This window comes from Leptospiraceae bacterium (genome assembly GCA_016708435.1).
GTDB lineage: Bacteria > Spirochaetota > Leptospiria > Leptospirales > Leptospiraceae > UBA2033.
Map to the genome: position 1 here is coordinate 103375 of JADJFV010000032.1, position 23152 is coordinate 126526.

General features: G+C 37.4%; 21 protein-coding genes and 1 pseudogene. 6 read left to right on the forward strand and 16 right to left on the reverse strand.

The features are described 5' to 3' along the window. From IPH52_20440 to IPH52_20460, 5 genes are all read right to left on the reverse strand, one after another. Entirely contained in the window at positions 1–888 is an 888-nt protein-coding gene (locus IPH52_20440) for a hypothetical protein (GenBank protein ID MBK7057370.1), read from the reverse strand. A gap of 397 nt (positions 889–1285) precedes the next feature. Next, positions 1286–2986 carry a VWD domain-containing protein gene (locus IPH52_20445; GenBank protein ID MBK7057371.1) on the reverse strand — a complete coding sequence of 567 codons (1701 nt, stop codon included), beginning with the start codon at positions 2984–2986 and terminating at the stop codon, positions 1286–1288. A 332-nt stretch (positions 2987–3318) separates the two neighbouring features. Then, positions 3319–4005 (reverse strand): mobilization protein, encoded by a 687-nt coding sequence (locus tag IPH52_20450; protein ID MBK7057372.1) that lies wholly within the window; start codon positions 4003–4005, stop codon positions 3319–3321. A 63-nt stretch (positions 4006–4068) separates the two neighbouring features. Further along, complete coding sequence (locus tag IPH52_20455; GenBank protein ID MBK7057373.1) at positions 4069–5160, reverse strand: acyl-CoA desaturase; 1092 nt, start codon at positions 5158–5160, stop codon at positions 4069–4071. A gap of 195 nt (positions 5161–5355) precedes the next feature. Further along, positions 5356–6438: a 2Fe-2S iron-sulfur cluster binding domain-containing protein gene (locus tag IPH52_20460; protein MBK7057374.1), complete on the reverse strand. Its 1083-nt coding sequence runs from the start codon at positions 6436–6438 to the stop codon at positions 5356–5358. A 129-nt stretch (positions 6439–6567) separates the two neighbouring features. Here IPH52_20460 and fabR point away from each other — a divergent pair, with 129 nt between their 5' ends. Both fabR and IPH52_20470 read left to right on the forward strand, forming a co-directional pair. After that, positions 6568–7245 (forward strand): HTH-type transcriptional repressor FabR, encoded by a 678-nt coding sequence (gene fabR, locus IPH52_20465; protein ID MBK7057375.1) that lies wholly within the window; start codon positions 6568–6570, stop codon positions 7243–7245. After that, entirely contained in the window at positions 7232–8098 is an 867-nt protein-coding gene (locus IPH52_20470) for a hypothetical protein (GenBank protein MBK7057376.1), read from the forward strand. The genes fabR and IPH52_20470 overlap by 14 nt, the downstream gene beginning before the upstream one ends. Positions 8099–8305: 207 nt before the next feature. Here the strand turns inward: IPH52_20470 and IPH52_20475 are convergent, their stop codons facing one another. Beyond that, positions 8306–9379 (reverse strand): fatty acid desaturase, encoded by a 1074-nt coding sequence (locus tag IPH52_20475; GenBank protein MBK7057377.1) that lies wholly within the window; start codon positions 9377–9379, stop codon positions 8306–8308. A 159-nt stretch (positions 9380–9538) separates the two neighbouring features. On the opposite strand from IPH52_20475, the gene IPH52_20480 reads away from it, so the two are divergent. Further along, complete coding sequence (locus IPH52_20480; GenBank protein MBK7057378.1) at positions 9539–10186, forward strand: TetR/AcrR family transcriptional regulator; 648 nt, start codon at positions 9539–9541, stop codon at positions 10184–10186. 58 nt (positions 10187–10244) lie between these two features. Continuing rightward, positions 10245–12512: a serine/threonine-protein phosphatase gene (locus IPH52_20485; GenBank protein ID MBK7057379.1), complete on the forward strand. Its 2268-nt coding sequence runs from the start codon at positions 10245–10247 to the stop codon at positions 12510–12512. Positions 12513–12515: 3 nt separating this feature from the next. On the opposite strand, the gene IPH52_20490 is transcribed toward IPH52_20485, so the two are convergent. From IPH52_20490 to IPH52_20515, 6 genes are read right to left on the reverse strand one after another with little or no spacing between them, the layout of a single operon-like run. Further along, positions 12516–13229 carry a hypothetical protein gene (locus tag IPH52_20490; GenBank protein ID MBK7057380.1) on the reverse strand — a complete coding sequence of 238 codons (714 nt, stop codon included), beginning with the start codon at positions 13227–13229 and terminating at the stop codon, positions 12516–12518. Positions 13230–13231: 2 nt separating this feature from the next. Beyond that, positions 13232–14008 (reverse strand): hypothetical protein, encoded by a 777-nt coding sequence (locus IPH52_20495; GenBank protein MBK7057381.1) that lies wholly within the window; start codon positions 14006–14008, stop codon positions 13232–13234. Next, entirely contained in the window at positions 13989–15098 is a 1110-nt protein-coding gene (locus tag IPH52_20500) for an N-acetylmuramoyl-L-alanine amidase (GenBank protein MBK7057382.1), read from the reverse strand. The genes IPH52_20495 and IPH52_20500 overlap by 20 nt, the downstream gene beginning before the upstream one ends. Beyond that, positions 15065–16723, reverse strand: coding sequence for a DEAD/DEAH box helicase (locus IPH52_20505; protein MBK7057383.1), 1659 nt, complete (start codon positions 16721–16723; stop codon positions 15065–15067). Before IPH52_20505 ends, IPH52_20500 begins: the two co-directional genes overlap by 34 nt. 2 nt (positions 16724–16725) lie before the next feature. Next, complete coding sequence (locus IPH52_20510; GenBank protein ID MBK7057384.1) at positions 16726–17511, reverse strand: class I SAM-dependent methyltransferase; 786 nt, start codon at positions 17509–17511, stop codon at positions 16726–16728. Between the two features lie 3 nt (positions 17512–17514). Next, positions 17515–18231 carry an MgtC/SapB family protein gene (locus tag IPH52_20515; GenBank protein MBK7057385.1) on the reverse strand — a complete coding sequence of 239 codons (717 nt, stop codon included), beginning with the start codon at positions 18229–18231 and terminating at the stop codon, positions 17515–17517. A 72-nt stretch (positions 18232–18303) separates the two neighbouring features. On the opposite strand from IPH52_20515, the gene IPH52_20520 reads away from it, so the two are divergent. Together IPH52_20520 and IPH52_20525 are read left to right on the forward strand one after the other, a co-directional pair. Next, entirely contained in the window at positions 18304–18762 is a 459-nt protein-coding gene (locus tag IPH52_20520) for a RidA family protein (GenBank protein MBK7057386.1), read from the forward strand. Then, positions 18759–19256 carry a hypothetical protein gene (locus IPH52_20525; GenBank protein ID MBK7057387.1) on the forward strand — a complete coding sequence of 166 codons (498 nt, stop codon included), beginning with the start codon at positions 18759–18761 and terminating at the stop codon, positions 19254–19256. Before IPH52_20520 ends, IPH52_20525 begins: the two co-directional genes overlap by 4 nt. A gap of 33 nt (positions 19257–19289) precedes the next feature. Here the strand turns inward: IPH52_20525 and IPH52_20530 are convergent. The 4 genes and pseudogenes from IPH52_20530 to IPH52_20545 form a co-directional block, all read right to left on the reverse strand. Continuing rightward, positions 19290–20239 (reverse strand): annotated as a pseudogene (locus IPH52_20530) (alkaline phosphatase family protein). After that, entirely contained in the window at positions 20236–21477 is a 1242-nt protein-coding gene (locus IPH52_20535) for a serine hydroxymethyltransferase (protein ID MBK7057388.1), read from the reverse strand. Before IPH52_20535 ends, IPH52_20530 begins: the two are co-directional and overlap by 4 nt. 11 nt (positions 21478–21488) lie before the next feature. After that, entirely contained in the window at positions 21489–22340 is an 852-nt protein-coding gene (locus IPH52_20540; protein MBK7057389.1) for a lipoate--protein ligase family protein, read from the reverse strand. Then, positions 22337–23122 carry a rhomboid family intramembrane serine protease gene (locus IPH52_20545; GenBank protein ID MBK7057390.1) on the reverse strand — a complete coding sequence of 262 codons (786 nt, stop codon included), beginning with the start codon at positions 23120–23122 and terminating at the stop codon, positions 22337–22339. Before IPH52_20545 ends, IPH52_20540 begins: the two co-directional genes overlap by 4 nt. Positions 23123–23152 lie beyond the last annotated feature (30 nt).

The window sequence follows — 23152 nt, forward strand, 5'->3', positions numbered from 1 at the left end:
TTATTGTCCGGGCATGAATGTTTCGAGTGTAGTTTTAGTTATCACTTCCTCTACATTGGGAATATCGATTACTTTTCCATCTTGCATAAGATAAGGATTTCTTCTACCGGCAATCTGATGATAAGGATATAAATCTGTTTCGTTATTTAGAAGCAAATCATCCTTATCCTCTACTAGCCATCGGACTTTCTTTTGTTCTATCCATTTTTCCAAATCATATTCTTGTGGCTCCGATCTTTCTCCGACAAATGTAGCAGACGAAACTATTTGGTCTCTCGCAACATATTCTTCTCTTGCCCAACCGGTTGCAAATTCACTTTGCGAAATAAAATTCTTTGAAAAATAGGTAACAGGAAAACCGGTATACTTTTCTGCAATGAATACAGAGTGGATAACAGCAATTACTCCCTCTTTGTCTAAGATTCTTGGTTTGATAAAAGGAACTTCTGCTCCCATATAAATCTTATGACGAATAAAACTAAAGGCAGAAATTTTCTCAGGTATAGGTTGGTTATTCAAATTAAGAGCACCGTCCATCACAAACAGATGCTCACATTTAGAATCATCTGTAACGGTTTTTCCATCATCGTATTCCATCACCCAAAAACTTGCATTCAGTGTGAATACTCCATGTTTAATCCTAGCCCAAATCTTACGGGCACAATAAGGACATATTGCAACAAGCACATCAGGACTAGGAGCGGCTATAAGTTTACTAAACTCCTGTGTTCGCAAATGATAAAATGGAATCCGTTCTTTGACTGGTATCTCCCCAATTTCTATATCTAATTGCGATACCTTCTTTTCTGCTTCTTCATATTCTTGGATGGAGCGCAGCTTTAAGCTTTCGTCTTTTAGATTTGTGTATCGATAAATGTTTTTAGCCATTGGAGTTTACTTGCCACAGAGTCACTAAGGCACAGAGAAATGTCAAGGAATCTACGCACTTACAAAATCACCGATTACGGAAAAGGAAGCCGAATCTGTCTTGACAGACTTAGACAAGCAGTTCGCCCTTCAACAAAAATTGCTTTGGGGTGTGCTTTCTGTGGGGATGTTTCTGACGTTCAGCACAGGTGAGACAGACGACCATCTCACGAGAGACTGACGACCAGCACACGAGAGACTGACAACCATCTCACGAGAGTCTGGCACCAAGCCCTGATTATTTATGATTTTTTTTGAAAAACTGGAAGGAGAAGGGGCGGCAAATTCTAGATCTTTTTCTCTGTCCTTCGCGCTTTCGTGGTAAAAGAATGCTTTTACTCAGGCTACTTTTTAAATATTAATTGGATTTTTTAGTTTGTCCCCAAATGTAATAGATGGAACAAACACCGTGATTGGTATCTGTTTTTTCTAAATACTTCTTACAACGTCCAGAGACACTCTCTTCATCGGAATCATGATGTCTTTCAGAAGAATTTCCGTTATGACACTTTTCTTTTCCTGAATGCTCATCATCGCCTTCGCGATCTCTTCTATCGTCGCGATCTCCATCTTTTTCTTTCTTGCTCTTTTCGTTTTTATCGCGGTCCCCGTATTGGTTTCCTTTTCCTCTGTCGCTATTCTTTCCATCGTTGCCGTAGTGATTTCCACGATTTCCATGGTGCTCTTTTCCATCATGGTGCTCTTTTCCATCATGGTGTTCTTTCCCATCATGATGATCGTCCTTATCGCCTACGCTACAAGAATTATCGCCATTTCCAGAGTTACCACCGTTTCCAGAGTTACCACCGTTTCCAGAGTTACCGCCGTTTCCAGAGTTACCGCCGTTTCCAGAACTACCGCCGTTTCCAGAACTACCGCCGTTTCCAGAACTACCGCCGTTTCCAGAACTACCACCGTTTCCAGAACTACCACCTGTTCCACCAGAAGTAGAAGTATCAGTGATAGCAGCTAGAACTTCGTAATAAATGGCAGACGAACCTTCTGCTGGAATACTCAAAGCTTCATCAATAGATTGAGCAAAGCTAGCATCTCCGGTCATAGCAACGTCTAACACACAAGCATCAAAGACTACTTTATTGGTAATCCCTTGCGCTTTACATACAGTTTCTGCTGCAGTGATTGCTGCTGGATCAATTGGAGTGATCTTGTCCGGGATACCATCAAAAGAACCTAAAGATTGTCCATTTCCGTATTCAAACCAACTTTCACCCGATTTTAATCTCCAGCTATTGCCAAAGACCATATAGAGATTGTTGAAAGTAATTGGGGAAATAGCAGAAGTAGTATCTCTTGGAGCTAAATCATCTTTGAAGTTCCCGTTACAGTTACCAAGTAAACCTGCTACTTGTCCTGTTAATCTAACTGCACCAAGGTAAACGTTTATGTAAGAACTATTGACTGTAATATTTACAACAGTTCCTTCCGGCAAAGTAGCCTTGAAAGTTGTTCCAGTAAGAGCAATAGAACCACCATCTAAGTCAACTTTCTTACCTGATGTGAAGCTAGTTAAAGTCTTGTCTATATAAACCTTTCCACCTAGATACATAGAAACAGTATGTGTTCCGATTTTAACTGCTACAGCAGTGTTTACCGTTACTTTCTTGTTTGATTTCCATGCCTCTTGGCGAACTTGAATTCCGGAACCTTCAGAAGTGCGGATTAACCAGTATTCTCCTAAACCTTGGAAGTCGTAGACCATACCGTCTAGAGTTTTAAGGTGGGGATCCCCCCAGCTATGTCCTGGATTATTCAAAGAACAAGAAATATTAGCTTCTGAGGAATTAGAAGTAGAGGTTGATCCCTCAGAAGGTCTCGTATTTTCTGGTTCAGATGAAGGAACGGTTGGATTCGCTGTAAATACTGAAACGGTTGGATTTCCCGGATTTCCTGTAATTTGAACCCCAGGAACACCCTGTGATCCTTGGGCTTGCGATCCTGTTACACTCGCTAGCGGCAAAAGGAGAGCCTTTTTGTCTTTGCTGTCACAGGCAACTAGTATTAAACTAGAAACAAGCAACAACACATAAGTCGATTTCATTTTCATATATTCCTCATTAGCATACTCATATAAAGTCAGACTAGAAAAAATATAATTATTTGCCATAATAATTTATTGACCTTTTCTTTTTTTTTTCTAGATACCTATAGTTGAGTTCTAGTATCATTAAATAAATTTGAAATAAAAAGTCAGAATTTGAGTTCTAATTTTCGCGAAGGTTTCTTAATGGTTGTGAGGTTTGCGCCTAACGGTCACGGCTTGTAATTCATAAAGAAGATACGGAGTTCTCAGAAAGAATTTTTTCTCTCTTTGTCTCCGTACTCTGTGGCAAAAATCTACTTCAATTTATAATCGCGTTGCCTGACTAATCATCAAACATTGATTCTTCTAAATTCATCATAGGCTGAGTTGAGCCAAGTCTTGACTCTCTCTTTTTCCATTAAACCTAGACTTTGCGGTTTATTGTGAATTGCCGCCCAGAAGCTAGAATTTGTTTCATCAATTTTCTGCATCGTTCGCTCATGGAGTTTTTTCAAATTCACGAATGTTGCATTGTAGGATGCTGCTAGATCTTTAACAGAAGATGATTCAAATATTTTAAACTGAGTTCCCCTTCCCTGATTGAATACGATTGTATATTCTACTTTGTCCTGAAATCGATTGAGTAGATTTTCAAGAAGAATGACTGAGTCCTTGCTATCATCCATTACATGCCAGAATCTTAGGTTTAAGTTTAACTCTTTTGAAAGTTCGACCACATTACTCTCTTCAATCCATTTTTGCAATGGAAGAGTTGTCTGAGCAGCAAGGTCAACGATGATTCGATTTGGATTTTCCATATCATAGTTTTCAATCATCGCATCTAAATGTTCGTAGCTATCTACCGTAGTCGGAGAAGCAAAATCTTCATAAAAACGTAGAAACGTATTGTGTGATCTATCTGTGTCATAGCCCTTAAACGGGATTTGATTATCAATGAAATATTGAGCAAGTAGCCTAGAAATTACCGACTTTCCTACTCCCCCTTTTTCGCCGCCAATAAAATGTATCATTCTTATACAGAAATTACAAGCACTAAGCAAGTCAAGCAGAGAATTTGGGGGAGTAGAGTCTTCGAAAGATTAAGCCGCCATTACCTTCTCTGCGTATGGATCCGGTAAAGAAAATGCAAAGATTCGTTTCCAAACCGAGGCAAATTGTTTTACGAAGCTTCCATTGTTATAATGCTGACCGTAATCTTCACAAAGTGCTTTGAGTCTTGGAGCTATTTCTTCATAACGGGCAGCCGGAATATCAGGGAACATATGATGCTCTATTTGATGGCTTAAATGTCCACTCATTAGATAGAAAAGTTTACTTCCTTCCAAGTTTGATGAGCCTTTTAATTGGCGCAAATACCATTCTGCTTTTGTTTCATTCTCAATGTCTTTAGGAGTAAATGTTTCTGCGTTCTCCGTAAAATGTCCACAGAAGATAATGGAATACGTCCAGAGGTTACGCATAGTATTCGCAAGAAGGTTACCTAAAAATATTTTTGGAGCCATAAGTCCACCGAGTAGCGGAAAACCGATGTAATCCTTAAAGAGTTGGATTTCTATTTTCTTGTTATAGACTTCTTTGTAATCTTGTAGAGTTTTTTTAGTTCTTTGTTTTTTAGGTTTTTCTAAGTATTCTACTTTGTAACCATGTCCGCCTACTCCCCATTCAAAATTAAACGCTAGAAAGAAATTTGCAATGGATTGGAAAAGATGCACTGGTTTCCATTCTTGCTCTTCCGAAAGTCTTGTGAAGTGGTAACCGTAGTCATGGTCTTTCCCTACAACGTTAGTGTACGTATGGTGCATATAGTTGTGGTAAAATTTCCATTGGGAAGAATCAGAAACAATATCCCATTCAAAGGTATTCGAATTAAACTCCGGATCATTCATCCAATCGTATTGACCATGCATTACATTATGACCAATCTCCATATTGTTTAGAATTTTAGAAATTCCGAGCATACTAGTTCCGAGTGCAAATGTAATCGGATCCATGCTAAAATGAATCAGTAGTCTTCCCATAATTTCATTGTAACGATAAGTCGCCTGGACTTTTCTAATATGGTCAGCATCTTCCTGTCCTACTTTCGAAAGTATTTCAGTGCGGATAATCTCTAATTCTTTTCCGAAGTTTTCAATTTCTTCTTTTGTTAATGGTTTACTTTTCGTATTCATAAATAACTCCTTGTTATTCTTAATTTTTTTTTCTAATAGTTTCATTTGTTTTCAATCTTCTAAATTTCTTTTATTGTCATTCCGAAATCCCCTATCGGGAATCTCAATGTCTAAAGAATCCCAAGTTTTTTAATCAGAGTCTCAACTTCAAGAGATTCCCGATTGAAAAACTCGGGAATGACACTATAATATTCTTTAAATATCTAATTCTAAATTTTCTTCTGCGCGGCTTAGACAGAGTTGGATAGTTTCTTCACCGGACTCGGACTCACTGCCTTCTTGGAGATTTGTGACAACACCAGATTTTTTAGTGCAAGCACAGGTGTGGCAAATTCCCATACGGCATCCACTTTGCGGATAGATTCCGTTATCCTCTAATTCTTCTAGAAGATTTTTTTCTCCATTGAGTAGCAGTGTCTTGTGAGACTTAGTTAGAGTAACTTCTACTTGCTTTGCTTCTCTCTTAGTGCTAGTCTTTAGAAACGGTTGGAAATTTTCGGAGATGAGTTTCTCTTTGGGGATAATACTCTTTACACTCTCTTGCAAAGTTCCAGGACCACAGAGATAGGTAAGTCTTTCGGAAAAATCAGGCACTAATTCTAAAAGCATTTCTCTTGTAAAAAATCCAGTTCTAAATCCGAGAGAATCTTCATCAGTCAAAATGAATTCAACTGCAAGGGTTGGAAATTTTTCACGTAGAGAATTCAAATCAGAATAGAAGATAATTTCTTCTTTAGTGCGTGAGAAATACAGTAGTTTGACACTACCGGTATAATTTTGATTTTGCAAAGTATTTAGAATGGAATACACAGGAGTAATTCCACTTCCGCCTGCGACAAATAGGAATTTGCCCGGTAATGCTTTCGGAAGAACAAAACTTCCCTGCGCTTCTCCCAACTCGACAAAATCACCTAACTGCAAACTCTCATGCACAAAGTTAGAAACAAGACCTTGTTTTTGACGCTTTATTGTGATTCGAAGATTGACTTCAGAAGGCATAGAAGAAATGGAATAGTAGCGAGTTACACGCTTACCATTAATTTCAACTGTGACGGGAACATATTGACCCGCTTGAAATCGGAAGCCTTTCTTGTTCACTCGGAGAACAAGTGTTTTAGTTTCTTTAGTTTCTAGGTGTATACTGATAATCTTAGCCCTAGTCTTAGAAATGGAATATACTGGGTTTAATTCCTCTAAAAGGAAGTTAAACATGTTCTTTGGATTGAATAAATCTAGATATTCGCTTGGTTTATGGTATTTAAATGGAAAAGTTTTCATTTCGCCTCTCTTAAGTGAGTAAACACTTGTTCACAAAGTTTCACATATTAATTTTTAAGTCAACCGAAAAAAGACTTTTTTTCCCAAACTAATAAAAAAAAGTGAACAAGTGTTCACACAGGAATTTAAATGAAATTAAACCAGAGATACCAACAAAAGCTTAGAACTAGGACTACTTTAATCCAATCTGCCTTGAAATTAATGGGAGAAGACAAGAGTTTAGGCTCTTTAAGCCTGAGAGAAGTTGCAGGCGAAGCGGGAATTGTGCCTGCTGCCTTCTATCGACATTTTAAAGACATCGAAGAATTAGGGCTAGCATTAGTTGATGATATGAGCGTTAAACTGCGCGTTATCCTCCGCGACGCAAGAAAGAAAGGCGCCTACAAAACAGCCCTTCAAGTCTCCATGTCTCTCTTTTTTAATTATGTAAAAAACAATCGACTCCTTTTTCGTTTTATCACACGCGAACAAGTCGGCGGAAGTAAGCGGATAAGACAGGCTATCCGTAACGAGATGTCGTTCATTGCATCTGAACTAGCATCTGATATGAAGCGCCCAGGAATTCCCTTCTCAAAATTAGAATTTATCTCTGACTTCATCGTTGCCACTGCCTTTACATTAGCGGGAACCTATTTAGATTGTGACCCAAAAGACAGTGAAGCAGAAAAGAAATTAAAAATAAAAAGTATTAACCAACTACGACTCATCTTCAAAGGTGCGTTAGGCGGCAGAAACAATCGACATAGAATTAAAAAACAAATAGCAGACGAATCAGTAATCGGAGAAAATAAAAATGATAACAACTGACAGAAAAGGAATTTCCGAATTAGTCAAACTCTCTCTTCCATATACTGGACTATGTATTCTTTATTTTGCGGGAGTTATTTTTTTAGAAGAAACTTACGGAGATCACATATACAAAATATCAGGACAAATGGGAACTGTATTTGGATTAGCTTTGGCATTTTTTCTAGGCTTTCGAATGAATACAGCCTATGATAGATGGTGGGAAGGCAGAAAAATTCTAGGTGAGTTTGTTAGCACATCAAGAAGTTTCGCTGCAAAAGCGATCACTTACTTTCCGAGCAAGAAAGGTATTTCGCCTATCGCTATAGATTTAATCAAATTATTACAAGTCTACATTCATCAATTCAAAGATCAAATGCAACACAACTCCAACGTAAGAAAATACGCAGAAGAATTGGGAGAACTAGCAAATCGGCTTTCCACTAAATCAAATCCCGCCGTTCATTTGCTTGCAGAAATTAGTCTAGGCATCGAAAAGAATTGGAAGAGCAAAAACGAATTGGATAAGAATGATTTAATGCAGCATATAACACGTTTCTACGAAGCGCAGGGGAAAGCAGAGCGTATCCGCAACACTCCTTTTCTAAAAGTATACAAGGCTTTGACTAATTTAATGGTCTATTCTTATGTAATGCTGATTCCATTATTTATGGGTGATATTGACTTAGGTGGTGAAGTAAGTCGATGGGAATATCTTTCTATTCCTATCATGAGTTTAATTGGCACTGTGTTTCTGACCGTGAATAAATTAAGTAATCTTTATGCTGAGCCTTTTAGTGATCATATCATTTCCTTACCCGTAGACATGGTTACAAAAATCATTGAAACCGATTTAAAAGAAATGATAGAATAAGAAGATTGGCCACAGAGGCACAAAGACACAGAGAGATTTAAAGAGAGTCTCTATACGGAATATTGTTTGCTTTCGAAATTTAACTTTGTTATTATGCTATCACTACAAACATGAATTTGATTTACTCATCCGCTCTTTCTGACGGGATGCACATAAATTAAACTGGCACAACTCCATAATCTTCTCTGTGCCTCTGTGGCATCTTCCTTACTTAATATCACTAAATCGAACATAACCGCTCTTATCCTCATCCCAGAGATTGCAGTTGCGAATTGTTTGAAAGTAATGCTTCCAAGTAAATTCTTCTTCCTCAATGTCTTCGGAATACTTAGACTTGTTTAGATCAGATTGTGCGGCTAATAGCATATAGCTTGGAATTTTAATATTTAGATGATGGGGAATATGGATATCAATGTGAAAATGCAAAGCAGAAAGAAGGCGAGGCATTTTGTAGTTGGTTGTAGATTTAATCTGTCCCCGGTATTGATTCCATTCTTCTTTCGGATAAAAAGACATCTCCTCTGAGGTATGATGTAAAAAAGTATAAAGAGACATCCAGAATTGAAAGAATAAAGCAGGGATAATCCAAAAATGAAATACTGCAAAAAGACTTTCAGTCGCATAATAAATACTAGCCGCTATTAAACTCCCGGTGATCGCTAAAACAAAATAAGAAAATTTTACGTTTTCCCTATGCTCTGCTTTAAACTTGGAAGGAAAATAATGATATATCATATTGTGAATGAGAGAGCCAAGAGGAATAAAAAGTCTAGTTACTTTATAAGCCAAAGCATGAGAGGGATATTTTTCTTTCGTTGCCTTGTATTGATTCACAGTCATCGGAATCCACGCATTGTCAAAGTATACTGTATTAGCCTCTGCATAGAGTTCATTCGTATGTTGATGGTGTGCTGCATGAGAATACTTCCAGGCATAAAAGGGATAAAAAGTAGGGATAAATAATATATGCCCCAAGAAGGAATTGAGTTTTTTACTGCCAGTAAAAGATTCATGGGCACAATCATGGCCTAGAACAAAAAGAGATGTAAATACAAATCCACTAACAAACCAGGCAACAGGAAATAACGCCCAGTTACCCCAAGTCCAAGTCAAATAAGAGAAACATACTGCAAATAAAAATTGGATGATTCCTGAAAGCAAAAACAAAGATGCCTTTGTATAATCAGGCTGAAAGCATTCAATCCGAACTGATTTTTTTACTTCACTTAAGGTTGGCTCTCTTTCCAGCACAGATTCCAGCGGCTCGATAACACGTATCATGTAAATCTCCTGACTTGCATTGCTACCACATATTTAACACTGTTAGTATATGTCAATCACTAATGAATAGTGTTAGATATGAATTCAGAAAAATCTAAACTGAGAATGATTTTACTTGCTCTTATCTTATATGCTTTTTAACGTAAAAAAAGAAAATTTATGAGAAAGACCAAGACTATTGCTAAAAAACGCCCGCGCAGAGTAAGAAACAGCCTAAATCGAGCGGAGATTTTATCTGCCGCGTTGAAAATTATTCAAACGGATGGCGTTGAAAGTTTAAGTATGAGAACCATTGCCAAGCATTTAAACTGTAGTGTAGCAAGTCCCTATGCTCACTTTAAGAACCAAGAAGAAATCATCCAGGCACTTCTCTATAGCGGTGAACAAAAATTAACCGCTGATTTAAACATAGCGAGAGCTTCGACTGAAAATCCATTCGGACAAATCACCGCAATCGCTCACACCTACTGGCAATTTTCCGTTGAAAACCAAGGTCTTCATAAATTAATGTTCAGCTCCGGCGGAGGTTTACACAAAAAACTCTTTGCTGCTCCAAGTAGCTACCGAGTCTTTCTGAAAACGGTTCGGGACGGTTTAAAAAAGGAATCAAGTGAAATGCCGCGCCCTAGATACAATTCTATCGCAAGAACAATGTGGGCTTGGATGTATGGACTCCTAGTCCTACAGATGACTGAGATTCTAAATAGAGAAAAGTTAAAACAAGATCCGATTGAAGAAGGAATGCTTGTCTTTAAAACACTTTTCCGCAATGCAATCGACGAAGAGAAATCAAAAAAGAAAAAATAAATCTATCAGTAAATTTATTGCATGACATCGTAGAAAAAATATGCTTTTTTGATGCTGAATGTTTAAAAATATTTATTTAAAACTAACACTGCGGCTTGAAACGTTTACTCACGTTGTGCCTCTACCATTTGCCATTTATTTTTCTGTAGTAACTGGCTCTGGTTCTTATCTTTCTAAAGATGAGATGGTAGTTGTTGCCATGGCAGGCTCGATCAATGCAACCGCCCTTATCATAATGGGTTGTGTTTGGAGATGGTTTTATTTAAAGAAACTTCTTCGAGAAATTAAATCTATGTATACCGATACTTCCATTTCGGAAGAGCAAAAAGTGCAACTCAAATTGAAGCTTTTAAAATATCCGTTTCTCGAAGCGCGGATAATCGTTCTTCGCTGGTTAGCAGGAATCATTGGCTCTCATCTATTTGTATTTCTAGTAGCAGGTCCTAGACCGGGACTTCATCTAACTGCGCCCTTTCTATTTTTTATGATTACTCCTATTTCTTATGTAGCCTATTATTTTATCAGTGAGAACATAATACATATTATCTTCAAGTTAAGAAAAGTAAAACAAATCGAAATTGGAATAGAGCAAATTCCACAATTCAACTCTTTTCAAAGAATTATTCTTTCGATGGTGGCTATTACGATTATGCCAATCATTGTGCTCGGCTACATGCTTTACGGACTCAAGACCGGACTTGTAAAATTAGAAGATCCAGGTCTACACTTAACAATTATGAGTTTATTATTTCCTGTTCCTGTTATTATCGTTGGCTACGTTGTAGCAAAAACATTTCGAAACGGGATCATGGGAATTAACGATCACTTGAATCAACTGGGCAAAGGAAATTTCTCTATCGTAAGTATGCCTATGTCGTCTGACGACTTTGGATTACAGGCATACAACCTAAATGAAATTATCAAACAACTAAACTCACTCTACCGTGAAATTTCTGATCTAAATGTAAACCTAGAATACAAAGTGGAACTTCGCACCGAGCAGTTAAATTCTTCTCTTCAAAAAGTAGAAACACTAAAAGTCCAGCAAGATGGAGACTATTATTTAACAAGTCTATTGCTTCGACCACTCGGACGAAATTTAGCAATGAGTAAAAACTTTGATTTCTCTTTTTTCGTGAAACAGAAAAAGACATTTGAGTTTAGAAACAGAGAAAATGAAATCGGTGGGGATATCTGTGTTACCCACACAATCCAATTACAAGGCGAAACATTTCATGTAGTTTTAAATGGAGATGCAATGGGCAAGTCGATTCAGGGAGCTGGTGGTTCCTTAATATTAGGCTCTGTGTTTCAATCTATCATCGAAAGAACGTTGTTATCCCCTAGCCTCTCCGAGCAGTCTCCTGAAATTTGGCTCAAGAACGCATTCATCGAAATGCACAAAATCTTCGAAAGTTTCGATGGCTCAATGCTAGTATCTATTGTAATTGGGCTCATAGATGACTCCAATGGATTCATCTATTATATAAATGCAGAGCATCCACCTAGCATTCTGTATCGAGATGGAAAGGCTCAATATATCGAGGAAGAATCTTTCTTTCGAAAACTAGGAACTCTTCAAATCAATACAGGTATTTTTATTCAAACCTTTCAAATGTTACAAGGGGATACGCTTCTAATTGGCTCCGATGGAAGAGATGATATTAGAATGATGGATGAGGCAAGCATTGCAAACATTAACTCCAACCCTAAACGAATCTTGCAAATTGTAGAAGGGGAAAACTGTGATTTACCGCAAATCTATAAGACTCTTCAAACTTACGGAGAGATTACAGATGATTTATCTTTTCTAAAAATTTATTTCCACAAAAAAGATTCAAAGTCAAAAGAAATTCATCCTGATCTGATTCCAATTCTAGACAAAGTAGACAAACACTTGCAAGAAAAAGAACAGGAAGAAGCAATAAATTTTCTTATTTCCCAAACAAATGAATATCCAGATGACCATGAGTTATTAAAACAATTATCCATTCTATTTGCAAGAATCGACAAATATAAATTAGCCGTAGAGAAGGGACTCAGATATATCGAATTCGCTCCATCTGATACAGTCTTTTTCTATCGACTAGCCAGTTATTGTAAAATGGCAAATGACTTTTCCACTGGAATCGAAATTGCCGAGCGCCTTCGCTTACGAGAACCACAAAATCTAAACAACTTACTTAACTTAGTAGATTTATATTCTTTAAGTCAAAATCACAAGCGCGCAGAAGAACTATTACAATATTATCTAAAACTAGACCCATCAAATCCAACAGCTTTAGACTTAAGGGATGCAATTAAAAAAGAAAATCGTAGTAAATAGTCGTTATTCGCTAAATAGAATTAACGCTTGGTAACATAATACTAAAAATAAAACTATCGTGCTTCGTCTAACGGTTGATTCACTGAAACCACCTCTCGTTCTTTTCTCAGAAAATTGCACCAAGAAGAAAATGGAATTCACAGTAAGCATAAGAAAGAAAAACCGAATATCAAAGTATTTTAAATAAAAAAGAACAAAGCAAATAACTGCGGGCAAAAAGAAGGCAATTGCTTTTCCAATCTGCAATTTCCAATCGAAAACAAAGGATTCTACTTTTAAATTTGTGAATTTCTCAATCTCTATTTGAAATTCTTCTGGCTCAAGCAAATTCAGAATAGCCTCAGATGCTTCCCCTTCATAGATTAGAAAACGATCAAATCCGCGAAATCTATCTCTTTCGATTTTCTTTACCCGCTTTAGATTTATGGAAGTGCATTTACCGGTTCCAGTATACCATTGGAGTATATGGTTGTTAATCTCTAAGTAATTATTCTTAAGAATAGAAAGCTGGCGATTGAAATTTTGATTCAGAAATAAACCAATCGCAATAATTACAATAGAACAAATAGCAAGATAATTTAGAACACTTTCTTTGGGAGCATTCCACACTGTCCAGGAAAGCAAGATTAGATTGATCAAGAAAATAGAAATCGATCTAAGGATTAGTCTTTTCTTGTAAAGCTGTAAGTTGATCGGAAAGATTCTGAGGTTACTCAAGATTAGTTTCGCTTTTTTACTTCCGTAAGTTTATACTCAAGACCTGCAAAGTCTTTAGATACGCCATTGAGTTTAAATTCTATCGTCTCTACAGTAGAAAAATTTTCGAAGATGGTTTTCTCTAAAGCTCTGAGTGCAGTGTTTAATACTTTCACACGGGCAGCTTGCAATTCTTCCAATCTTTTCTTTTCGATAGATTCTTCTTCTAGATTTTTCTTGCCGTCTGGATTCTCTTCTGTTACTTCTAATTTGATTTTAATAGAAGACAATTCTTTTTGAATACTTGCTTCATTCAAATCAAGGATGAGTTTTTTATCTGAGTCTAATAGCCATACTGCGATAATCGGACTTCTTAAATCCGGAAGCTTCTTAGGAAAAACATTTTCCTCTGTAGTCTCGATTATATCATCATAGGGAGGCTGACTCAATTCTCCTATTATGATATTTAGATTCTTTCGTATATCGTTATCCGCAAGCAATATCTTTCGCTTTGACTTAAGCAAATTAGTCTTACCATCGGAGACGTAGAGGGTAACATTCGTTCGCCTATCCACACTAGGGAGATCGTAAAAGTTAAATGGAACCAAAAGGCTAAAAGGATTTTTCCCGACTAGAATGAATACAATGAAGAATAAAATCGCAAGAGAAGAAGCTAGAAATAAAAAACGAAATTGATTGTTCTTGGTTTCACCGGTAGCTTCTAAGAATATCTTAGAAAATAGATTTTTTAAAAATCCAATGCTTGTATTGAAGCCAGATTTAATTTTTTGCCATAACATAGTTTTTAATTCCTTCTGCGATTCCCTCTGCCAATTTTAATTGAACAGTTTTTTCTTCGAGCATTTTTACATCTTGTGGATGACTGATAAACCCAAGTTCAATCAACACAGCTGGCATCATACTTCCCCGTAAAACCTGGTAGTTATTTTTTTTCACGCCTCTACTTGCAATTTTAGAATCGAGTGACTCTTTGAGCTTTGTATCAATTGCTTTCGCTAAGAGAATGCTCCTGCGCTGAATCACAGAGGAAAGCATTCCACTTTGAATGTATTGCACTTTCGGGTCTCGCCTTGCATCGATTAATTGATTTGTAAGAATCGATGTCTCGCGAGTAGTCTCAATCGGACCACTTTGCGCTAGATAGTATACTTCATAACCATGAGGACTCTTTTCGGGAGTCGGAGTAGAATTGCAGTGGAGGCTAATGAATATTGTATCCCTACTCGTTCGTAATTTTTTATTTGCAATCTTAGCTCTATCTTCTAAAGGCACATAGACATCTTTCTTTCGAGTGAACTTAATTTTTAGATTTGGAAATTTCTTCTTGATGTATCTCTTCACCATTTTGGCAATTTTAAGAGTATAATTCTTTTCGTATTCGCCATTAACCGCTGTTGCTCCCGGATCTTTTCCCCCATGTCCTGCATCAATGATTAAATGACGAAGTCCAATCTCTTCTGGTTGAACAATCACTTTTTGATATAAATTTAAAGTCAAAGTATCATCTGTAAATTTATAAGAAACCTCTGTGTCAATTAGATAAATGAAGATTGCCTCAACCATTTCCCTTGGTAAATATAAATCCCGTCCAATGTAGAGGATAGGCTTTGTTAGACTCTCGATATTATTTCTATGAATGTAGTAAGCTGAATCTACTCGAAACTTAAATTCATTGCTTTTCTTAAAACGAATCTCACCGACTAAAATCACTTTGTCTAGTTTGAATTGCAAACCCGGTAGTCTTTTTTTTAATTCTTCGAATTTAACATACCCTCTTTCTAAAGAAATCGTATCCGCTTTTAAAGATACGATTCCAAAGAAAAAAAGTAGGAAGATTATCGACGAAAGAGTGATTTTATTCTTTTCCAAATTGATACCGGTTTCTTCACGTTGTTGTGATTTGCTTCATTGATATCAAATAGATTTCGTTTCGATTTATCATAAGTTTGTGTTTTAGGCTCATACGGTTTATTTGGTTTTACTTTAGAAACTTTATCTTTATGGTGCGCATGAGTTTCCTTTTTAGAAGGATGCACTTGCGCTGGTTTTAATTTTTCGGATCCTAATACAGAATCGGCTTTTTGTAAATAAAGCTTTGCTTCTTCTAGTGGATTTATAGGTTCTTTTTTGAAATTTCCTTGCTTACCTTTATTAAACTTATCTTTCTTGAATTTATCCTCTCTACCTTTGTCATTTCTCGCCTCTCTTGGCTCTCTAGCTTTTTCATCTTTGAACCTATCATCCTTACGCTTAGGAGGAAAATTCCCTTTGCCTTTGTTATTAGAATTGCGATTCGGTTTATTTTGATTAGACGCTGTGCCTTCTCGTAATTTTTCCCCGATGAATGGAGTAAACTCTCCTTCTGGAAATTTCAAGAATTCTTCTTCTACTTGAATGGTGCTCAACTTATCTCCTAAAAATTTTTCTATTTTTTCTAACTCTGCATAATCTCTTTCGGAACAAAAGCTAACAGACCTTCCTTTTTTTCCTGCCCGCGCAGTTCTTCCGATTCGGTGAACATAGTTTTCTGTGTCCATCGGCAAATCGTAGTTATACACAACCTTGATATTATCTACGTCAATTCCACGAGAAGCAACGTCAGTCGCAACCATGTATTTATATTTTCCGAACTTAAAGTCTTTTAAGAGTCGGACTCTTTTCTTTTGGTCTAGAAGAGAAGAAATTCCAGTAGCAGGAATTCCAAATCTAGAAAGCCGACTGACTATTTCGGGAACCATTACTTTCAAGTTTGTAAAAATAATTCCAAGTCCTTCTTCTGAGTCTTTTAAAATCAAGTTCACAAGGTAGGGAAGCTTTTCATCTCTACCTAAATGAATTAGCTTTTGATCGATATTATCAGTGACAACCTTGTCGGATTCAATCGAAACTTCTACGGCATCTTTTAAGTATTCAGATGCAAGACGAATCACATAATAAGACAAAGTAGCAGAAAACAACATTACCTGTTTCGTGTCAGGACATTTTTTCATGACATAGCGGATATCTTTGATAAACCCCATGTCAAACATTCTATCTGCTTCATCCAAAACAAAGAAGCTGATATTGGAAAGAGAAAGTTTACCGGACTTGATATGGTCAATCAAACGACCGGGTGTTGCAACGATGATTTCAGTTTTATCTTCAATGTCCTGCAATTGTTCTTTATAATCAGTGCCGCCGATAAAGCTTGCTACTTTTTTGTCTGAGTATTTTAAGAGTCTCTTTGCTTCTTCGCAGATTTGCATTACAAGCTCGCGGGTAGGAGCAAGAATCAAAGCAACAGGACCGACCGGATTTTCGTTTAGGATTTTATTTACAATAGGAATTAAGAAAGCTAATGTCTTTCCGGTTCCTGTTTGCGCAAGTCCTGTAATATCTCTTCCTTCTAATCCGAATGGAATGGATTTTTCTTGAATTGGGGTTAATTCTACGTAGCCGATCTCTTGGAAGACTCGTAGCATACTTTCGTGGATGTTTAATTCATCAAATTTCATAGTTATCTTCTTTTTGCAAGTATTTGGATTGTATCCCCGTAGGAAGTGAGTTTGGCGAGAGAATTGTAAAAAAGTTTAAATGGAAACCTGCCTCTAATTCCTCTATCTCGAGAAACATGAAAGGACATGGGCTCACAAAATAAAACTTTAGCCTCAAAGTATTGAAACACTTTTTTAAGGGATAATGGTGAGTAATCTGCGAAATGATCTTCTGGATGAGTCTTGAACCATTCGTCTGTGTTCGTGGAAAAAGTTGGTCCGTATAGAGAAGGCAGAGCAAGAAAAACAAAGCCGCCTTCGTTCAAAAGAGAGAAAATTTTAGTTAGAACTTTTTCTTGATCGGAAAAATGTTCGAGGACAAAGAAGGCAGCAATACAGTCAAATTTTTCATCAGTAGTATAATCAAGAAAGGAAATGCTTTCAGCGTCTAATCCTAATTTGTCTCTAGAATAAGCAACTTCTGATTGGGATATTTCAATGCCTTTTACTTTGTAGCCGATTTTTTTTGCCTCATCTAAAAAGAATCCAGCCGCAGAGCCGATTTCGAGTAGATTAGTTTTCTTAGTGTTAAATCTTTCTAATATTGCCAGACGTCTTTTGGCAAGCTGACGAAGAGCTGCTTCGTCTTCATAATAAGTCTTCTTGTATTGAGCTTTGTATTCATCCATGAAGTACGAGTTCGAATAACTACGTGACTTAGCAGGAATGTAAAAGCAGGTGCCCGTCTTTTCACAGTATGTATAGTATTCTGGAAATTTTGGATGGGCTGTAATTTTAAATAGACTCATTCGTTATTGTACGCTTGTAATATTAAAAGATAGTATATTGTCGTCTTCGCTTAAATGATTGAGTAGAGCCTCTTCCATCAAAGGGGAGATATTTATCTCTGCTCGATATTCGACTTCATCCATTCTTTTTTTAATTGATTCAGAATCAATAAAGATACCCTTTCTGTAAATTTCCTTTTTCAACTGAGCAATTTTTTTGACATTTTTAAGGATAATTAGTAGCGTTCTAGGTTTTGGATGTGTGGCATTCGTTCTCGTCTCAATCATTCGAACGACATAAAGTGTGAAAAGAACAAAAGCAGTGCTGATTCCCCCAAGTATATAAAACCCTGCACCGACCGCAAGTCCAATGGCAGCATTAGTCCAAATGGTGGCAGCCGTCGTAAGTCCTAGGACTGCTCCATTCGTTCGACTATGTAAAATTGCCCCTGCACCTAAGAAGCCAATTCCACTGATAACTTGAGCGGCAAGTCTGGCTGGATCCCCAACTATTCGCTGTGTCACCTTGCCGGTCAGCAAATCTGATTCGGGAACAGAATAAGAAAGATGTTGAGAAAGAATCATAACAAGTGCAGAACCAATACAAATCAGCATATTGGTTCTGAGTCCTGCGGGTTTTTTATGGTTTTTCCGTTCGAAGCCTATCAGTCCTCCGAATAAGGCAGCGAGAAATAGTTTGGTTATTATATCTAAAACATCTATGGTAGTCACAAAAACAATGCAACTCTGAAAGCCAAATTAGATTAAACAATTTTTTATTGTAAACAAAGTATTTTTTCAAATTCTGACAGAATGTCTATCGAAGAAAAACTAAAATCTCTCGGATTGGAACTCCCACCAATTCCAAAGGCAATCGCTTCCTATATTCCAGCCAACGGAGCCGGAAATTTGGTTTTTACCTCCGGTCAATTACCAATGAAAGAAGGAAAGCTTCTTTACACAGGACGAACAGGCGCAGAGGTCAGTCTCGAACAAGCAAAAGAGGCGATGAAACAATCCTGTCTAAATGCACTTGCAGCAATCAAAGGCTATATTGGCGACTTGGACAAAATAGGACGGGTTGTAAAAATAGGAGCCTTCGTGTCGTCGGATAACGCATTTTTCGAGCAACACCTAGTGGCAAATGCGGCGAGTGATTTACTGATGGAGCTATTTGGCGAAGCTGGAAAACATGCTAGATTTGCGATAGGCGTAAACGCTCTTCCTTTAAATGCCTGCGTGGAATTAGAGTTAACAGTCGAAGTAAAATGATTTTAGTGAGATACATTCGTGATTTTCTATTTTTTATACCGATAGCCGCAATAGGCTGGATCAAGGTTCTTCTGCGTTTTCTAGCCTATCTCTATTCTATCTGGCAAAAAAAATCTTCATTCGAAAAGGTTTCTATTCTAGTATTATTTTCCCAACTCGTATTTGCGACAAGACCCTGGTTTGAATACAAGATTCAATTCAACGAAGTCACAGAAGTTTTATCTGTGTCTTCCAAAGTCAACTTAATCTTCATCTTCCTCTCATTGGCTAATTTTATTTTGCTGCTAATCAATGTTTCCTTCTCGCGGCTAATGATTTTTATCTTACAAATAATTATGGGAGTCTTATTTCTTGTCGGCTACCAAAGCCCAACTTCTCTTCATGTGGATTTCCTTAACCCAAGCGATTATAAATTCAATCTCAATTTCTATCTATTCGCGGGTGCGTATTTTTTCGCACTGCTTCTTTCGATTCGCGGATTCTTGAAGAGGTAAAATATAGGGAAATGACGGTCAACTTATACAGATTCAGGAGTTAGGTAAAACTTCCCACTTAAGTTCAATGTCTACTCCTAGCTTTTCATATAAAAGTGGAACTATATCGCATAACGCAGAAATTTTATCTTTAAAAGAATCAGTGTGTTTACCATAGAGATAGGTTGGAACCGGGTTTGTTGTATGAGTTGTGGTTGTTAGGTTTTCTAGATTTCCATGGTCGGAGGTGATGATGAGTTGGTGTTTGGTTTTATCCATTGCATCGTGGATACCTTCGATAAACCGCTCTACTGTGTGTATGACTCTTTCTGCCATTTCCCAGTTTTGATCGTGACCTGTCTTATCAGTTAGGAAATATTCAAATATCACCAAATCATAATTATCCGACATTTTTACTACATTCTTTCCTACTTCATAGGGATCACGAAGATCGAGTAGACTATCTCCGGGAGGAAGAAAACTCTTCGCAAACTCTCGAAAGAATTCATGCGATATATCCATGAAGACTCCATTGTGATTTCGCAAATCTTCCATATCCCGAAATGGAATTTTAGAAGCCTGCTGAATCATCGTTGAGGCAGATACATGCTTTGGTTTTTTCTTTACGTTTTCGAAATAGATTGGGCTGTAGCAGTTTAGAACTGCCGCTTTTTTTCCTCTCTCGTCTAATACTTTTAGAATGGAAAATTCATCTATAATCTTACGAAGGGTAAATGTTGGATAGCCGCTGATATGTCTTTGTAGAACTTGTGGTGCGTTAATTCCTGTCCAGATAGCAGTCTGCCCCGTCGCACTCTGAGGCAAACCTTTTATTCCCATAGAAGCATCGGTTTTTACATACACTCCCTCGGCTAATTTGCTATTAGCCGGTAAAGGTAAATCAGCAAGGGGAAGAAAAAACCCTTTGCGTATTTAGCGAAAGGATTCTTTTCTACATCGTTCTCGCCAAAGCCGACGCCATCTATGAAGAAATAGATAATCACAAGCGGAATTTGTCCATTGGGAATTGTTTTGTGATTTCGGCAACGCCTGCTTTTACTTCTTTCTTCTTTTTGTCGTCTGTCATGTTTTCGAGTAAATCACAGATGAGATGTCCCACTTTTTCGAATTCGGTTTTACCTAGTCCGCGTGTTGTAAGAGCAGGTGAACCTAAGCGGATACCGGAAGTAACCGCTGGAGGTTTTTCATCAAATGGAATTCCATTTTTGTTTACTGTGACTCCTACTTTGTCTAGCTCATTCGCTGCATCTAGTCCGGTTAATCCTTTTACGGAAACATCCACAAGCATAAGATGATTATCCGTTCCACCACTGATGACTCTAAAGCCTCTCTTCACAAATACTTCTGCGAGTATACGCGCATTATCCACTACGTTTTGGATATAAGTTTTGAATTCTGGTTTTAATGCTTCTCCAAATGCTACTGCCTTTGCAGCAATCACATGCATTAAAGGTCCACCCTGCACTCCTGGAAATACACGAGAATTTAAAATCTTTTCGTGCTCGCTAGAGGATATGATTAATCCACCGCGTGGTCCTCTGAGCGTCTTATGAGTAGTAGTCGTTACATAATCACAAACTCCTACCGGTGTAGGATGATGACCAGTAACCACAAGACCAGAGATATGTGCGATATCCGCCATGATCTTTGCTCCGACTGATTTTGCGATTTCTGCAAATTTTGCAAAATCTATTTCGCGCGGATACGCAGAAGCACCCACTACTATAAGTTTTGGTTTATGCTCTTTAGCAAGACGATTTACTTCATCATAATCAATTCTGTTTGTATCTTTGGTAACTCCGTAAGGAACTACATGGTAATTTCTTCCACTAAAATTGACTGCGGAACCATGCGTTAGGTGACCGCCATGGGCTAAATTCATTCCCATAAATGTATCGCCTGCACTTAATGCAGCAAGAAATACTGCCATATTAGCTTGAGCGCCGGAATGTGGTTGTACATTGACATACTCTGCATTAAACATTTTCTTTGCTCGCTCGATTGCTAGCTCTTCTACTCGGTCTGCATTTTCACAACCGTTATAATATCTTTTTCCCGGATAGCCTTCTGCGTATTTATTTGTAAGTGTTGAATGGTAGGCTTCTAGAACTGCTTGGGATACAAAGTTTTCGGAAGCGATCATTTCAAGAGATTCTTCTTGCCTCTTGTCTTCGTGTTTGAGTGCCGCAAATACATCTGGGTCTTGTTTTTCTAAATACATTTCTGTTTCCTTCAAGGTTTACTAAAAATAAATTCTATATTTGCATATTTTTCTGACATAAGCCTTTTTGCATCTCTAAAAACCTGTCGTAAAAACTTTCTATCGCTTACTCCATCCACCTTACTATCGCTCGGGGTAAAATTATTTTCCAAATACTCCAGAAAAATTTTATGCAAGTCTAGCTTAAATTGGGATATGGAAAAGTCCCTCGGAAGAGAAGTTAAAAAATCAGAATGCTTTCGGTTCTTTCTGTATTCAGGTTCTTCCGGTGGATGGGATAGATTTTGCAACACACGATCGATTATCTTTGTATCCAAAATCATTGTTCCATGCTGCACAATGCAGTCTCTCTTTCGAAACTGAGCATTGCCCGAAATCTTTTTCAGAACTCCAGCACTTTCAACGGCTATATCTGATTTGCCGGCTGAGTCAGCGCTTATGCCTTGTCGGGCAAGTGCTTTTGTGAGAAGTCCAAGTAAGATCACATAAGAATCTTTCACGGGGTATAATTCTTTTTTTTCTTTGGTTGATGCGAAAAGCGAATAATTAAGATTAAACGCTTCATCATGAAAGACTGTTCCTCCACCGGAAGCACGTCTTGTGATGTAGAGAGAGTCTTCCTGAAACTTTCTAGTCTTTTGTAGACTTGGAAATCTTTCCTTAAAAGAATCAATCGTTTCTGAAGGAATATTTTTCGCTACACTATCTGAAATTCCAAGCACGACTGTATTGTGATTTGTCCAGAATCGAAGCGCTCCGCTGTAACCAAAGTCAAGTAAGTTAATCGCAATAGCCTCTTCCAATGCTAGATTGAAATAGGGGCTATAGCGTGATAGCTGGTCAAAGAAAAAAAATGAATTCACTCGGCGTAGTATTTAGTAGACGCATCTTTTAGGAATTGTTTTTCTTTTCTAGAAAGTGATTTCATTCCTTTCTTTGAAATTTTATCTAAGAGTTCATCCACTGTTTCCTTAGCATTTTGTCTTCGATACATTTCTTCCTGATATCGTTTCATTTTTTGTTTTTGCAAATAGCGGCTAATGGAAAAATTAAAATCATATTTGTATTTTGTCTTTGCAAAGAAAAAGATTACTCCCCCGATAAGCCCACCGAGATGCGCCATATGAGCAATATGCGTATCACCATTGAACATCATCATAACCATTAATAAGGGGATAAGAAATTTCATTTTGATAGGAAAAATTCCCCAAAATAAAACTTCACGATTAGGCCATAGAAGTGCAAAAACTACCATGACTCCTAATACTCCTCCTGAAGCTCCGACTACGCTATGCTGATTAATTCCCAGATTATGAACGAGCCAAGTTACGAACCCACCCATAAAAGCGGAAAAAAAATAGAGAATATAAAAGTTCTTTTTTCCCCAGAGCGCTTCAATTTCACAGCCAAAGAACCAGAGATTTAGCATGTTAAAGAGAATATGCCAAAAGCCTCCGTGCAAAAAACTGTAAGAAATTAACTGAAAGATGTAGAAATGGTTGACCATATTTGGATTCAGTGCAAATATACCTTCCAAGATTTTTGCATTGAAGAAATGGTCGGTAAAAGCCTGCAATAAAAAAATTACAGTGTTGCTGATGATAAGAAATTTGACGGCTGGTGTCCAAGTAGGTCCCAACCTCATTTCATAGTTGCGAGAATTTCCCATAGATAC

Excerpts from the sequence above, each read along its gene's own strand:
- IPH52_20440 (MBK7057370.1), bottom strand. The coding sequence starts at position 888 with ATGGCTAAAAACATTTATCGATACACAAATCTAAAAGACGAAAGCTTA.
- IPH52_20445 (MBK7057371.1), bottom strand. The coding sequence starts at position 2,986 with ATGAAATCGACTTATGTGTTGTTGCTTGTTTCTAGTTTAATACTAGTT.
- IPH52_20455 (MBK7057373.1), bottom strand. The coding sequence starts at position 5,160 with ATGAATACGAAAAGTAAACCATTAACAAAAGAAGAAATTGAAAACTTC.
- IPH52_20460 (MBK7057374.1), bottom strand. The coding sequence starts at position 6,438 with ATGAAAACTTTTCCATTTAAATACCATAAACCAAGCGAATATCTAGAT.
- fabR (MBK7057375.1), top strand. The coding sequence starts at position 6,568 with ATGAAATTAAACCAGAGATACCAACAAAAGCTTAGAACTAGGACTACT.
- IPH52_20470 (MBK7057376.1), top strand. The coding sequence starts at position 7,232 with ATGATAACAACTGACAGAAAAGGAATTTCCGAATTAGTCAAACTCTCT.
- IPH52_20475 (MBK7057377.1), bottom strand. The coding sequence starts at position 9,379 with ATGATACGTGTTATCGAGCCGCTGGAATCTGTGCTGGAAAGAGAGCCA.
- IPH52_20480 (MBK7057378.1), top strand. The coding sequence starts at position 9,539 with ATGAGAAAGACCAAGACTATTGCTAAAAAACGCCCGCGCAGAGTAAGA.
- IPH52_20485 (MBK7057379.1), top strand. The coding sequence starts at position 10,245 with ATGTTTAAAAATATTTATTTAAAACTAACACTGCGGCTTGAAACGTTT.
- IPH52_20495 (MBK7057381.1), bottom strand. The coding sequence starts at position 14,008 with ATGTTATGGCAAAAAATTAAATCTGGCTTCAATACAAGCATTGGATTT.
- IPH52_20505 (MBK7057383.1), bottom strand. The coding sequence starts at position 16,723 with ATGAAATTTGATGAATTAAACATCCACGAAAGTATGCTACGAGTCTTC.
- IPH52_20510 (MBK7057384.1), bottom strand. The coding sequence starts at position 17,511 with ATGAGTCTATTTAAAATTACAGCCCATCCAAAATTTCCAGAATACTAT.
- IPH52_20520 (MBK7057386.1), top strand. The coding sequence starts at position 18,304 with ATGTCTATCGAAGAAAAACTAAAATCTCTCGGATTGGAACTCCCACCA.
- IPH52_20525 (MBK7057387.1), top strand. The coding sequence starts at position 18,759 with ATGATTTTAGTGAGATACATTCGTGATTTTCTATTTTTTATACCGATA.
- IPH52_20535 (MBK7057388.1), bottom strand. The coding sequence starts at position 21,477 with ATGTATTTAGAAAAACAAGACCCAGATGTATTTGCGGCACTCAAACAC.
- IPH52_20545 (MBK7057390.1), bottom strand. The coding sequence starts at position 23,122 with ATGAGGTTGGGACCTACTTGGACACCAGCCGTCAAATTTCTTATCATC.